We start from the raw sequence: 14,110 nt of genomic DNA on the forward strand, positions 1-14,110 counted from the left end.
ACATCCCATCAGCTCAGGCGTTTCACTCGACACTCATGGATGGCAACGTTGTCAGACTGTACGGAGAGTGTCCGACAACGTTGTCTCCCGTCGGCGCTGCGTGGTTACGGGAGCGTCGGCACCTGATGTGCGAAGCACGAACTGCTGCGGAGGCAACCGATGGTGAGACCCCGACGTTCAGCTGCGCCACGTGACCGCAAGAGACGCCGTCAGCACTTGGCGGCGGTCTGCGTGTTGGGCATGGTCGCCCTGCCGCTCACGGCAGCGGGCAGCGCCGATGCCGCGAGCACCGCGACGCCGGCGTTCGTGAAGGACCCCGCGTCCCTCGTCAACCCGCTCATCGGCACGTCCGGTGCCGTGGACACCTTCCCCGGTCCCGACATGCCGGCCGGCATGGTGCAGTGGGGACCCGACACGACGCCCCACCGCCCCGACGGCGGCGGCTACGAGTACAACGACAGCAAGATCTCAGGCTTCAGCCTCACCCACGTTTCGGGCCCCGGCTGCCCCGTCGCGGGGGACCTGCCGATCCTGCCGGTGACCGGTGCGCTGTCCGGCAGCCTCGGCGACACGTCCGTCGGCTTCAGCCACAGCGACGAGCAGGCAGGCATCGGCTCCTACGAGGTCACCGACGCGAACGGCGTCAAGACCGAGTTGGCCGACACCACCCGTGCGGGCCTCGGCCGCTTCACCTTCCCGGCGGGCCGGCAGGCGAACCTGCTGTTCAAGCTGAGCGGCGGCGCCACGCAGGTGGACGGAACCCGGGTCCAGGTGGTGAACGACCGGGAGATCAGCGGCGCGATCGACAGCGGTCACTTCTGCGGCGCCAAGAACAGGTACACGCTGCACTTCGACATCAAGTTCGACCATCCGTTCACCGAGAGCGGCACCTGGGTCGGCAGCACCATCAACCCCGACGCGAGGTCGCTGAAGGCGGGCACGGTCCGGCAGACCCCGCAGGCCTCCCAGTCGGCCCCGCTGAAGGAGAAGCACTTCACCGTCCCGGCGAAGCCGGCTCCCACGATCCACGGGAGCAGTGCCAAGGCTTCCGGCACACCGTCCCCGGCGCCGAGCGCCGGCACCACGCCCCGGGCGGCCCAGCCCCCCACGACGGGCGCGAACGGCATGTACCTGACCTTCGACACCTCCTCCGACCCCACGGTGAGCGCGAAGGTCGGCATCTCCTACACGAACGACGCAAACGCGGCGGACAACCTCGCCACCGAGATCAGGACATGGAACCTCGACACCGTCGAGCAGGCCAACCACCAAGCGTGGAACGCGGTGCTGAACAAGCTCCAGATCGGCGGCGGCACCTCCGACCAGCAGGTGCAGTTCTACACCGCGCTCTACCACGCGCTGCTGCACCCGAACGTCTTCTCCGACGCCAATGGCCAGTACATGGGCATGGACAACCAGGTCCACAGGCTGGCCAAGGGGCAGAGGGCCCAGTACGCCAACTACTCGGGCTGGGACACCTACCGCTCGCAGACCCAGCTGATGGCGATGGTCGAGCCCAAGGTCGCGAGCGACGTCGTCACCTCGATGCTCAACGGCTACGACCAGACGGGTCTGCTGCCCAAGTGGGCCTCGAACAACGGCGAGAGCTACGTCATGGTCGGTGACCCGGCCGCCGGCATCATCGCCGGCGCGTACGCCTTCGGCGCGACGGACTTCGACACCGGCAAGGCGCTCACGGCTCTCCAGCACGAGGCCACCGTCCCCAACAACGACCGCCCGGGGGAGTCGGTACGGGACGCGTTGGGCTATCTCCCGCTGGACGAGAACGACTACGGCTGCTGCAACTTCTACGGACCGGTCTCCACTCAACTGGAGTACGACTCGGCCGACTACGCGCTGGCCGCGTTCGCGAAGTCCCTGGGCAAGACGGACGTGTACGAGAAGTTCGCCACCCGGGCCCAGGACTGGATGAACGTCTTCAACCCGCAGACCGGCCATTTGCAGGCCAAGAACAAGGACGGCCAGTTCGCGGGCGGATTCACCCCCGGCACCTCCAACGGGTTCGTGGAGGGCACCTCCGCCCAGTACACCCCGATGGTCCCGTTCAACCTGCAGCAGCTCATCCAGGCACGCGGCGGCCCCAAGGCGTACTCGTCGTTCCTGGACAGCCTCCTCGACAACATCACCGATCCCGGCAACACCGACGCCGACCTGAGCAACGAGCCCAGCGTGGAGATCCCCTGGGAGTACGACTACACGGGCCGGCCGTGGAAGACCCAGGCGGCCGTCCGCGAAGCCCAGCAGAAGCTGTACTTCAACGCTCCGGTCGGCTCCTTCGGCAACGACGACCTCGGCGCGATGAGCTCCTGGTACGTCTGGTCCGAGCTGGGCATGTACCCCGAGACCCCGGGCACGGACACCCTGGCGCTCGGCAGCCCGGCGTTCCCGGTGGCCCAGGCGACCCTCGCCGGCGGCAGGACGGTGCGGATCAACGCACCGCAGGCCGCGCCCGACGCGCCGTACGTGCAGTCGCTCACCGTCAAGGGCAAGGACTGGAAGACCTCCTGGCTGACGTACGGGCAGCTCAAGGGCGCGGGGAGCATCGACTTCACGCTCGGCACCCAGCCCAACACCTCCTGGGCGTCCGACCCGTCGGCCGCACCGCCCTCGGACGCCACGGGCGGAAACCGGGTGCTGGCCGCGACCGGCCCCTCCAGCGACGGTCTGGTGCTCCAGCCCGGTACGTCCGGTGACGCCACCCTCGACCTGACCAACCTCGGCAGCAACGCCGTCACGGTCGACTGGAAGGCCACGGCTCCCTCCGCCGTCACGTTGGACACGTCGTCCGGATCGCTGACCGTGCCCGCCTCGGGCAGCGCCGAGGCGAAGATCCACGTGACGGCCGGCACGAGCGAGGGAACCTACCCGGTCACCTTTGCGCTGACCGACCACAGCACCGGCGGGACAGTGAGCGGCGCAAGCCTCCGTGTGGCCGTGGCGAAGGCCGGGGCGCTGTGGCCGTACAACACCAACGAGGGCATCTATCCCGACGGCGCCACCTTCTCGGGCGGCTTCGACAACGATGGCTGGGCGTTCTCGCAGAACGCGCTGTCGGCGGCCGGGGTCACGAGCGGCTCGACCGTCACCGTCGACGGCATCTCCTACACCTGGCCGAGCGTGACATCCGGTCAGCTGGACAACCTGGAGATGGCCGGCCAGACCATTCCGATGCCGGCCGGCACCTCGGGCGCGTCGCTGGGCCTGCTCGGTGCGGCGACCAACGCGCCGAGCGACGGCATCTCGGGCACGCTGACCGTCACCTACACCGACGGCACCACCTCGAAGGCGACGGTCGGCTTCTCGGACTGGACACTGAACGGCGGCGCCGGCAAGCCGATGGAGGGCGATACGACGGCCGTCACGACGTCGTACCGCAACACCGCGAGCGGAGGCCGGGACAGCGTCAAGACCTACGCCTTCGCCACGAAGGTCCCGCTTGACGCGTCCAAGCAGGTGGCCTCGATCACGCTGCCGGTGACGGGTGCGACGGGCGCCGATCACCTGTTCGCCTACGGCTTCGGACAGTAAGGGCCTGGCGGCACTGATGACGCAGGGCCGCTTCCCGGGCGGATGCCCGGGAAGCGGCCCCTACGCTAACCGCACGTCAGTGTCGGCACTGCCCAGTCGCCGTGGTCGTTGCCGTTTCCGTCGCCGGCGTCGCCGACCTTGAGGTCGACCACCTGGGCGCCGCTGACGTCGACGTCGATCGGCACCGCGGCCTGTTTGCCGTGGATCGTCGGCGTGGTCACCAAGGTCTTGCCGTCGGCGATGACGGAGAACGTGACCGTTCCCGCACCTCCTGTCTCGTCGTCGACGCCGACGTCCGCCGTCAACCGCGAGCACTTTCCGGCGAGATAGAGCTGGACGTCGCTGACCGAGTTGGTGCCCAGGCCCTTGGTGTAGCCGACCCCGTTGATGGTGATCGGACGGCCGTCCCCGGCGGCCTGTTCGCCGACGCTGCTGTCGCGCTCCACCGGGCCCCAGCCGTTGGTGGACGACAGGAACGGCAGCTCGCTCACCGCGCTCTTCCCGGCCGGCGGGGCGGGCGGGATCCCCCCGACGATGCGCTCGTCATCGCCCGCGGCCAGCCGTCCGCCCTGCCGGTAGTGCACCGTCGCCGTGAGCGCCGATGCGGACGGCAGCGTCCCGGTCGGCGGCCGGACCTTCCAGGTGAAGGTGGCCGACGCGCCGGGTTGTACGCGCTTGACCGAGGCGGGACCCGGAGCGCTCACGCTCCAGCCGTCGGGCGCGGAGAGCGATGCCGTCAGCTGGGAGGCGGACGGCCGGTCCTCCGGCACCCCTGCCGTGGCCACGGCCGTGAAGGCCTCGCCCGGCTGAGCGGTGTCCGGCACGTCCAGGGCGACAACTGCTCCCGGACGCGCGGGCATCGCGTACTTCTTGTGGTCGTAGCGGGGGCTGTCGTTCTGCGCCACGCGCAGGGACGAGGCGTAGCTGCCGTAATCGGTGAGCGAGACCTTGCCCAGCCCGCCGGTGCTGCCGTCCAGGTTCCACACGGCGATGGCGATGCTGTTGCGGCCGTTCGGATCGAGGATCCCGTTGGGAACCGGGAAGGTGTGCTGCGGGCCGAGGTAGTTGACGTAGTTGCCGACCTGCCAGCCGTTCACGAAGATCGTCGCGCGGTACTTGCGGGACGGGTCGTCGGTGAACGTCAGCCCGAGCGAGGTGTCCTGGCCGCGCGGCAGGTCCAGTGTCGCGTCGGTCCGGTACCAGGAGATCCCGGGGCGGGTGTCGTTCGTGGGCAGGGACACCCGGTTCCACTTGTCGTCCGGGTAGCCGGGCAGGGACCAGCCGGCGCGCTCGCCGTACAGGCCGCCCGTCGAGAGCGGGCCGCGCACGGTGTCCTGCGGGTCCTCGCCACCTCGTACTCCCTGCAGCCTCCAGGTGACGGAGGTCAGCGGCGCCCCGACGAGGGAGGCGCTGGTCAGTCCGCGCGCGGTCTTGTTGCCGTTGGTCGAGTTGTAGTCCTCCTCGTGTCCCATGTTCACGGTGAGCACGGACAGAACGTTGTCGCCCTTGGCCTTCACCGCCCCGGCGGGGAAGGTGAAGTCGGCGCTGCCTGTGGTGGAGCTGCCCAGGAAGGTGCCGTTCAGCCAGGCGGAAAACGCCTGCGCGTCTCCTCCGGAGTCCGAGACCAGGTGGATGCCGGTCTCCTTGCCGGTGGCGTGGAAGCGGCCGCGGTACCAGGTGTTTCCGGTGTGGAAGCCGTAGTCGTCGGCGTAGAGCACCGGCAGCGAGTTGACGCCGGAGACGCTGTTGGTGGTGGTCTTGTCGGCCACCTGCCAGCCGGTGTCGTCGAAGCCGGGGGCCGCTTCGGGGGACTCCTCGGCGTGCTTCCAGGTCGTCAGGGCCGGAAGGTGTACCGGAGCGGCCACGGGGATCGTGCCGGTGAGGCTGTCCGTGTCGGTGGCCCCGGTTTTCAGGGTCCTGCCGTTCCAGCTGACCTGGTCGGCGGAGGTGAACACCTCGATGTTCTTGTCGTCGGCGTTGTCGCCGGTCAGTGCGACGGTGCGGCCGCCGTCCAGGCTGGTCGCCGTGCGCAGCAGGTGGGTGCCGCGGACGAGCACCGGGCCGCTCGCCGTGTCCTGACGCCAGAACGTGTTGGCGGTGGCCTTGTCGCCGACGAGCAGCAGCAGCGGGGGCTTTCCGCCGCCGCTGATGCTGATGCGGAGCAGGCCCTTGTGCGTGTAGTTCAGCCGCAGGTCACCGGTGTCCTTGTCCCAGGTGGTGGTGACCGTGCCGCCGCTGGTGGTCACGGTGGGCTCGGAGGAGTAGCGCAGCACGGTCTCTCCGTCGCTGCCCGGGTCGCCGTAGAGCACGGCGACATCCCGGTTCCCGATGGCCGCGCTGGTCATGATCTCCGAGGTCGAGTACTGCAACTGCGCTTCCCCGAGCCGGTAGTTGGCGGTGATCACGTGGGAGTCGCGCCCGTCGAGGGTGATCGCGGTGCCCGGCTGCTGGGGCACGACCGGGTAGGTCGGCTCCGCGGCGGCGGAACCCGTCGGCACATCGATGGCGTCGATGGCCACGTAGTTGTCCGTGGAACCCGAGCTGTGGTTCCCGGCGACGACGATCTTCAGCGTGTGCGACCCGGCCGTCAGACCGGTCTTCTGGAAGACCACCGCCTGGTTCTCGCCGCCGGAGTCGTCGACCGTGGCCACCTTGGTGCCGTCGAGGTAGACGTCGGCGTTGCCGTGGTTGTCGGTCTTCGAGCCGATCCAGCGGATCGCGGTGCCGTCGAAGGGGACGGTGAGCGAGTCGCCGGCCTTGTTGGAGAACGACTCGGTGTGCTTGTAGTCGCCCCCGGTGTAGCTCGTGTCGGCCACGTGCGACCACGAACCGCTGTACTGGAGCGCGGAGTCGGGGTCGTCCCAGGTGTAGGTGGTGTCCGCGGAGGGCTGGGCGTTGAGGTCCAGCGAGATGTGGGTCTTGTCGACAGCCGTGGACGTGGAGTTGCCGTGTCGCAGGACGTGGAACTGCGTCTTGGTGTCCGGGTTCATCCGGGCGGTGTCGACGACCGCGGAGTCGTCCGGCGGTGTGGCCCTGATCGCCTCGGTCTTGGTCAGCGGGGCGACCGATTGCGTGAAGTACCCGATGAGCTTGTCCTCGTAGTACTTCGGATCGAGCTGGCGGTTCTCACGAATCGCGGCACCGTAGTCGTACGACGTGTAGTTCTCCGGCATGCCCAGCCAGCCCCAGTTGGTGCCGCCGTAGGTCATGTAGAAGCTCTGCGCGGTCGCGCCGACGGCTATGTTCTGCTTGTAGAACACGTTGGCGAACTGGTCGTTGATCAGCTGGGCGCACTTGTCGTAGCCCGGCCCGCCCCAGGGGTCGAAGGCGCCGCCCTGGAATTCAGGGGAGTACAGCGGCTTGCCGTCCGGGTGGTCGTAGCTGATGTCGGGGACACCGTTCCACTTCGAGGGATTCGAGCAGTTGAATCCCTGCGGGTACGAGTCCGGGCCGTCGACGTCCAGGGCGCCCGCGCCGGAGTTGAAGGTGCCGTTGTTGTTGCCGGTCAGCGGAACGGTGATGCCGTCGGCTCGGGCCTTGTCCTCCAGGTGCTGCATATAGGAGCGGCCGGCCGCCGAGCCGTTGTAGTACTCGTTCTCGACCTGGTAGGCGATGACCGACCCGGTGCCGTTGGTCAGCTGGTGCCGGGCGATGATCCGGTCGATCTGCGTCAGCCACTCGTCCGCGTACTTCAGGAACTGCGGGTCGTCACTGCGGTTGTGTCCGGCCTTGGTCGTCATCCAGCCGGGCAGACCGCCGCTGTCGACCTCCGCGTTGATGTACGGCGCCGGGCGGGCGATCACATAGAGCCCGGCCTCCTCGGCCATGTCGAGCAGCTTGTCGACGTCACGTACGCCACTGAAGTCGTACACACCCGGCTTCGGCGAGTGGTATCCCCAGTCGAAGTACAGCGAGGTGGAGTTGAATCCGGCGGCCTTCATCTTCTGGAAGATGTCGCGCCACAGGTCCGGGCTCGGGAGCCGGAAGTAGTGGAACTCGCCGGACCACAGATAGGTGCGCTTGCCGTCGACGAGGAACGAATAACCGTCGAGCTTCACCGTGTGCGTCGGTGGACTTGCGGCAGCCTCGGCGGCGGGGGTCTGCCCGCCGCTGTCCTGCGCCGCCGCGGGCGCGGTCATGCCCGCCGCCAGGGCGATGGTCGCGGCTGTCGCAAGGACTGCCCTCCACCATCGACCGCGGCCGGGTCTCGCAGCCTCTGAACCGAACCGATCACTTAACACTGCGGCCTCCATACCGCCTGAGCGATCAGCATCAAACAGACTCAGGCAAAGTCGAACAGTAAGGCCACGCAAGACGCAACACAATGGGGCGGGAGTGCATGGTTGCGGCGGCTGTGCCGACCTGAAATCCGTACGTACGACGGTGGTTGACGGCTCGTCATGGGAGGCGGTCGTTGATCCACCGTCAGTTCGGCGAGCTCGTCAGTGCGTTGCGGCACGAGCCTGCTGGGCCCCGTCCTGCGGGACAGGCCGTTGTCAGTGCCTCCCCATAGAGTGAAAGCATCATTCGGGGCAGCTCGGAGGGGGAGCAGAAGCATGTCCGCAAACAAGATCCAGCACAAGGTGAACCATGTCGCGCTGGTGGTGGACTGTTCGGGTTCCATGCGTCCGCACGAGAGTCAACTCATCCGCGTTGTGGACGAGTTCGTGGCAGGACTGAAAGCCGAATCGGACAGCCTCGGCCACGAAACCCGGATCAGCCTCTATTCCTTCGACCACAGGGTGGAGAACCTGGTGTGGGACATGGACGTGAAGCATCTGCCGTCCATGCGGGGCCTGTACCACGTCAACAACGGGGCTACAGCCCTCATTGAGGCTTCGCTCAAGTCCCTGGACGACCTGGGCCATATCTGGGAGGAATACGGCGAACACAGCTTCCTCCAGATCGTGGTGACGGACGGCGAGGAGAACGCGTCCGGCGGTGACAAGCGGCACGACGGCGACATGACCATCCTCGGCCCCTGGCTCGACAAAATCACGGCGAAGATGAGCGGGCTCCCGGGCCACTGGACGTCCGCGATCCTCGTTCCGAACTCCCTGGCCAAGCGGACCGCCCAGAACTACGGTTTCCCGGCCGGGAACATCGCCATCTGGGACGCGGATTCCCAGAAGGGCGTCGAGGAGGCGATCGGCACCGTGCGCGCTGCCGCCACCAGCTTCCTCCGGGGGCGGGAGCAAGGCGTGCGCGGCACGAAGAACCTGTTCGCCGTGGGCCAGGACATATCACTGGACGAGGTTCGGGCGAACCTCGAACCGATTCCGGCGAACAAATACCGGCTTCTGAAAGTCGACCAGGAGGTCGAGATCCGCCCCTTCGTCAACTCGCACCCAGGGGTGACATACGAACGTGGTTCGTGCTACTACCAGTTGGGCGCCCGGGCTCAGGTTCAGCTGAACAAGGAAGTCATCGTGGTCGAGAAGGACACCGACCGCGCCTACACGGGTGATGCGGCGCGCAGCCTGCTGTTCGGCACGGATATCCGGGGGACCGTTTCCGTGAAGGCGGGGAACAACCCCAAGCTGGAGGTGTACGTGCAGAGCCGTTCGGTGAACAGGAAACTCAAGCCGAATACACGTCTCCTCATCATGCTGTGAAATCACTCGGCGAAGAACCTGGGGTCCGAAGGCGAACTCGCCTTTGGGCCCCAGGCTCAGAGCTCAGGAGGCTGCCGACGCAGCGGCGTGATCCGCCGTCTTCCGGACAGCGGGGATCAGGTCCGCGAGCCGTTCGAGTTGCTCTCGCTGGGAGTGCAGGTCCAGGGCGCCGAGTCGCGCGACGATGTGCCGGGCGCCGGCGGCGACATACTCTTCCAGGCGCTGGAGCACCTGGTGGGCGGAGCCGGTGACCACGGCCTGGATTTTCTCCAACTCGTTCAGCGGCATGCCGTAGGTGGCTCGTGCGTAGGCGTCCAGTGCTCGCCGGCCCTTCTCGGTGTCGTCGTCCATCCTCACAGAGACGAACAGTGCGGGGGTGATGTCCTTGGCCGCGCGCCCGGCGCCGGCCGCCGCTTCGCGGACATGGTGCAGGCCGGATGCGTAGTCGGCGGGATCGGGTGGATAGGGCAGCCATCCGTCGTAGATGCGTCCGGTGCGGGACAGAGCTGCGGGTGTCGCGCCGCCGAGCCAGATGGGCGGGCCGGCGGCTCGGGACGGCCTGAGCGTGGGCGGGATGTCATCGAAGTGGAGGATCTCGCCGTGGTAGGAGTCGGCGCCGTCCCACAGGGCCCGCCACAGCGCGACAGTCTCGTCCAGGCGGGCGAAGCGCCTCTCCCACGGCAGCTCGGACAGCGTGTAGAGGGGCCGTCCGAAGCGGCCGGGGAAGCCGGCTCCGACGGTCACGGTGAGCCGGCCACCGGACAGCACGTCGATCGATCCGAGTGACTGCGCGGCCTGGACCGGCCGCCGCAGGAACGGCATCAGCGCAGCCGTACCCAGCGTCACGATCTCGGTCGTGGGGGCGAGGGCGGCCAGCATCGTGAGCGCCTCGATGCGCGGGCTGATCAGGGAGTCGTTGACGAAGAGCGAGGAGAAGCCCAGTTGTTCGGCCCGGCGGCCGAAGGCGATGAGCTCGCGAGGGTCGTCGGCCGGGCCCCACTGGGCGGTTCCGGTCGGAAGCAGTACGCCGATGTCCATGCCGGCGATCGTCGGTGACCGGTGTGCGAGGCGACAATTCCCTGCGGGGAATGGCCAGGGACCCGCTCACCCCGTTACAACAGGGCGCGTGGACTTCCCCCGTGCGCTTCGCGACCGTCGTACCCGCCGTCATCTCAGCCAACTCGACCTGGCGCTTCGGGCGGGCACCACCCAGCGCCATCTCAGCTTCATCGAATCGGGCAGGTCCGTCCCCGGCCGCACCATGGTCGTACGCCTGGCCGAGTCACTGGAACTGCCGCTGCGGGAGCGCAACGAGCTGTTGCTGGCCGCCGGGTACGCGCCCGCCTATCCGGAGAGCGCACTCGACGACCCGGTGCTCGCTCCCGTGCGCACGGCGATCGGTCACATCCTGCACGGGCATCTGCCGTATCCGGCGCTGGTGGTGGACCGCAGCGGTGATCTGATCGCCGCGAACTCCGCATTCGACCGGATCACCGAGGGGGTGAGCCCCGAGCTGCTCGGTCCGGGCACGAACGTTTACCGCCTCGCGCTGCATCCCGACGGCCTGGCTCCCCGTATCCGCAATCTCGCCGAATGGGCGCGCCACATCCTGGCCCGCCTCGACCACCTGGAGGAGCTGCGCGCCGAACTCACCGAGTACGTTCCCCAGTTGGATCCCTCCGCCGGGCTGCTCGGTTTCGCGGTTCCGCTCCATCTGCGGTCTTCGTACGGTGAGCTGCACCTGATCACGACCGTGACCACCTTTGCCACCGCCATTGACGTCACACTCGCCGAGCTGAAGCTGGAGGCGTTCCTGCCCGCCGACGCGGCGACAGCCCAGGCGCTCTCGGCGGCCGCCGGGCCAATGGACGCCGCCGTCACTGCGGATCGGGTCCCCGAAAACCTGTAACCGGCTTTGATCCGATCAGCGGCCACCTGGGGTCGGTGCATTTGTCGCAATTAGGGATGTTTGCTGTAAAAATCCCAGTGACGAGTGTGCGAGTGAATGAGGAGGAGCCATGTCTGTGATCTTGACTTTGGTGGTCGCCGGCGAGCCGAAGCGGATGGAGGAGTACGCCTCAGCCAACACGGAGAAGGCGCAGGCTGTCCTCGAAGCGGCGAAGCGCCATGGCCTCATTGCGCACCGCTTCTACGGCTCAGAGGACGGCGGCAGCTTGATGGTGCTCGACGAGTGGCCCGACCGGCAGAGCTTCGAGGCGTTTTTCCAGGAGCAGGAACCCGAGATCAGGCCGATGTTCGAAGCCGCCGGGGTGTCGGCGCAGATCGAGCCGACGTTCTGGCGGGAACTCGCGACACACGATGCCTACGGTTGGGGCGTCTGAGAGGCGGGATGACGCCGTCGGATACCCAGCGCGAGCCGCCCGGCGGGAGCACCCCGGAGCCAGGTGATCACGCGCTGGGCCGCTCCAGTACTCCTCCCGCGCCCACCTGCGGCGGCGCCGGATCGCCTGCACCATTCCCCAGCCCGCGGACCATGCCGGTCACCGGCGTCAACGAATGGCTACTTCGAAACAAGGCCTACTGGTCGCGCTCGGGCCAGACGGGTCCCTGATCGGTCCAGATGACACCCTTGTTGCGGCACAGGCAGAAAGGGTGGCCGATGGGGTCGGTGTAGACGCGGAAACCGTAGCCGTTGGGGCCCACGCAGTTCCGCTGCAGAGTCGCGCCGAGGGCCAGGACGCGGCGCTCTTCGGCCTCGATGTCGTCGACTTCGAAGTCGAGGTGGAACTGCTTGGGGTGTTCGCTGTCGGGCCACTGCGGGGCGCGGTAGTCATCCACCTGGATGAAGGCAAGTTCGATGTCGCCGAGCTTGATACCCGCCCAGTGCTCGTTGCTGTCTTCCTTGACCGGGAGCCCCGTCACCTCGGAGTAGAAGGCTGCCAGCTTCATCGTGTCCGGGCAGTCGATGATGAAGTCGGTTAGTCGTAGCATCCCGCGATCTTGCCACAAGATCAAATGATCCGGACTCCGAAACAGGTCCTAGCTGTGCTGTCCCGGTGGTTGCCCGGATGACGGGGCGGGGCGCGACGACGTCTTCTCCGGCTGTGCTGCCGCCGCCGGGCGCGGTCGCCGCGACCCCGTACCGGCCTCGGGCGTACGGGGTCGCGGTCGCGGTCAGTCGGCCACGGATGCTGCGAACAGGGCTCCGGTCGCGGGCAGGCCCATGGTGGACGGGCCGAACGAGAAGGAACCGCCGGCGGTGATGCCGCTGGAGCCGGCCGAGAAGACCCATGCGGCGCCGTTGTTGGCGTTCTCCGCGGGGTCGCCGACGACCAGGCCGTCCTTCTTGTCGCCGTTGGCGTCGAAGAGGGCCGTCTCGCTGCCGAAACGGTCCAGCTTCTCGGCGGTGCCGGGCACCCCGGCGGTGTTCTGGGTGAACGACTTGCTGCCGGCGGCGGTCAGACCGTTCGCGCTGCCGCGCAGCACGAGCACCGCGCCGGCGTCGGTGAGGCCGTTGAAGTCCTCGCCGGGCAGGCCGGTCACCACGTCGAGGTAGCCGTCGCCGTCGGTGTCACCGATCGACAGGCCCGAACCCATGCCGTCATGCCATTCCCCCACGCCTGGTACGCCCGCGGTGTCCTGGTTGATCCACACCGGCTTGCGGGTGGTGGACACGCCGTTCGGGCCGCCGTGGACGACGGCGATCGCACCGCCCTTGACCGGGAGGCCGATGTCGTAGTCGGTGCCGTCGACGGAGTGGCCGACGACGATCTCGGCGTGACCGTCCTTGTCGAGGTCGCCGATCTCCACGTCGTCGCCGCGGATGAGCCGGCCCTGGGCGTCCTTGAGCATGCCCTTGTTGGTGAACCCGGAAGGGCCGCCCACCAGAAGGGCGACCCCGCCGGTACCGACCTCGCCGTCCTGCTGCCTGGCACTGACGGCCAGATCGGCGATGCCGTCGCCCGTGACGTCACCGGCGGCCATCGCGAGGGCGTACCACTCCTCGCCGGGGAAGAGGGTGAACCGTGCCGTGCTCGCGCTGCTGCCGTCCCGTTGGAACGGGCCGTGAAGCACCGAGCCGTCACCCGGCGTGGTCTCGTCGCCGTAGTCGTCGCCCCATGCCGTCACGTCCGGGTTCTTGTCCCCGTCGACGTCGGCGACCACGAAGGTGCCGCGCGAGTTCGCCGGCACGTTCCTCAGCAGGGTCGGTGTGGCGGACAACCCCTTGGGGCCGCCCCAGTTGACGGCCAGGAAACGCCCGTCGTAGCCGCTGACCGGCGACATGTCCACGAGTGACAGCAGGTCGGCGTAGCCGTCCCGGTCGAGGTCGCCGCTCTGCACGTCGCTGCCGTAGCGCGTCTGCGGTGGCGTCGTCGACCGGCTCGACCAGGTCAGCACCTGCCTGCGCGAGGTCGACAGGCCGCTGGAGGAGCCGTACAGCACGCTGACGGCTCCCGCCTTCGTCTGCCCGTTCACGGTGGTGCCCGGTGCGCCGATCGCCAGGTCGGGGTAGCCGTCGCCGTTGAAGTCGTCGTGCAGGCGCTTGGTGCTGGGCGTGGCGGTGGTCGTCGCGTCCGGGCCGGCGGCGTTGACGACGGGAACCAGCATGGCACCGCCGACCAGGGCGATACCGGTGGCGAGGACGAGCCGTCTGCGGCGTCGAGGAAGGGAACGGGAACGCATGGTTTTCCTGACGTAGGCGGAGAAGAGAGCGCGTAGGGGGGTGGCAGGCGATCGGCGCGGGAACGCGTAGCCGAGCCAGGCGCCGCTCGCGAGCGCGCCGGGAGCACCGGCGTACGCGTCCTCACGCCGCCCAGTACGACACACCGGAGAGCCGGTTGGTTGTACCGGCGTACGCGGTTGCTTTCCCCGCCGTTAACCGCGCGCCCCGCCCCGCAGCCTCATGTCCGCCGGCCACGGAAATCGGCACCGGTGTGCCGGAAGCGGAGCCCAGAACTGAGTAACACCCGGGTGAGGGGCCTGGA

Annotated in this window: 8 protein-coding genes; 4 read left to right on the forward strand and 4 right to left on the reverse strand. The window is 68.1% G+C overall.

The genetic code is table 11. The annotated features are described in order from the left end of the window. Positions 1-240 precede the first annotated feature (240 nt). Complete coding sequence (locus ABT254_RS34125) at positions 241-3,549, forward strand: lectin (protein WP_351478848.1); 3,309 nt, start codon at positions 241-243, stop codon at positions 3,547-3,549. A 65-nt stretch (positions 3,550-3,614) separates the two neighbouring features. Here ABT254_RS34125 and ABT254_RS34130 read toward each other — a convergent pair whose 3' ends face one another. Then, on the reverse strand, positions 3,615-7,688 hold the full coding sequence (locus ABT254_RS34130) for a beta-galactosidase (protein ID WP_351478851.1): 4,074 nt from the start codon (positions 7,686-7,688) through the stop codon (positions 3,615-3,617). 417 nt (positions 7,689-8,105) lie between these two features. Between ABT254_RS34130 and ABT254_RS34135 the strand changes: the two genes are divergently transcribed. Then, positions 8,106-9,164 carry a vWA domain-containing protein gene (locus ABT254_RS34135; RefSeq protein ID WP_351478854.1) on the forward strand — a complete coding sequence of 353 codons (1,059 nt, stop codon included), beginning with the start codon at positions 8,106-8,108 and terminating at the stop codon, positions 9,162-9,164. Between the two features lie 63 nt (positions 9,165-9,227). Here the strand turns inward: ABT254_RS34135 and ABT254_RS34140 are convergent, their stop codons facing one another. After that, complete coding sequence (locus ABT254_RS34140; RefSeq protein WP_351478857.1) at positions 9,228-10,202, reverse strand: LLM class flavin-dependent oxidoreductase; 975 nt, start codon at positions 10,200-10,202, stop codon at positions 9,228-9,230. Positions 10,203-10,290: 88 nt separating this feature from the next. Here ABT254_RS34140 and ABT254_RS34145 point away from each other — a divergent pair, with 88 nt between their 5' ends. Beyond that, positions 10,291-11,073, forward strand: a complete 783-nt coding sequence (locus tag ABT254_RS34145; protein ID WP_351478860.1) for a helix-turn-helix domain-containing protein — start codon at positions 10,291-10,293, stop codon at positions 11,071-11,073. Positions 11,074-11,182: 109 nt separating this feature from the next. Continuing rightward, complete coding sequence (locus ABT254_RS34150; protein WP_351478862.1) at positions 11,183-11,506, forward strand: hypothetical protein; 324 nt, start codon at positions 11,183-11,185, stop codon at positions 11,504-11,506. Between the two features lie 196 nt (positions 11,507-11,702). Here the strand turns inward: ABT254_RS34150 and ABT254_RS34155 are convergent, their stop codons facing one another. Further along, positions 11,703-12,116: a VOC family protein gene (locus ABT254_RS34155; RefSeq protein WP_351478865.1), complete on the reverse strand. Its 414-nt coding sequence runs from the start codon at positions 12,114-12,116 to the stop codon at positions 11,703-11,705. A 183-nt stretch (positions 12,117-12,299) separates the two neighbouring features. After that, a complete protein-coding gene (locus tag ABT254_RS34160; protein WP_351478868.1) occupies positions 12,300-13,808 on the reverse strand; it encodes an integrin alpha in 1,509 nt (502 codons plus the stop codon). Positions 13,809-14,110: the final 302 nt, after the last annotated feature.

This window comes from Streptomyces sp. NPDC001137 (assembly GCF_040298885.1).
Lineage (GTDB): Bacteria > Actinomycetota > Actinomycetes > Streptomycetales > Streptomycetaceae > Streptomyces.

What these genes read in the sequence shown, in the direction of transcription:
- ABT254_RS34150 (WP_351478862.1), top strand. Translation starts at nt 11,183, where the DNA reads ATGTCTGTGATCTTGACTTTGGTGGTCGCCGGCGAGCCGAAGCGGATG.
- ABT254_RS34140 (WP_351478857.1), bottom strand. Translation starts at nt 10,202, where the DNA reads ATGGACATCGGCGTACTGCTTCCGACCGGAACCGCCCAGTGGGGCCCG.
- ABT254_RS34155 (WP_351478865.1), bottom strand. Translation starts at nt 12,116, where the DNA reads ATGCTACGACTAACCGACTTCATCATCGACTGCCCGGACACGATGAAG.
- ABT254_RS34125 (WP_351478848.1), top strand. Translation starts at nt 241, where the DNA reads ATGGTCGCCCTGCCGCTCACGGCAGCGGGCAGCGCCGATGCCGCGAGC.
- ABT254_RS34135 (WP_351478854.1), top strand. Translation starts at nt 8,106, where the DNA reads ATGTCCGCAAACAAGATCCAGCACAAGGTGAACCATGTCGCGCTGGTG.
- ABT254_RS34130 (WP_351478851.1), bottom strand. Translation starts at nt 7,688, where the DNA reads ATGACCGCGCCCGCGGCGGCGCAGGACAGCGGCGGGCAGACCCCCGCC.
- ABT254_RS34160 (WP_351478868.1), bottom strand. Translation starts at nt 13,808, where the DNA reads ATGCGTTCCCGTTCCCTTCCTCGACGCCGCAGACGGCTCGTCCTCGCC.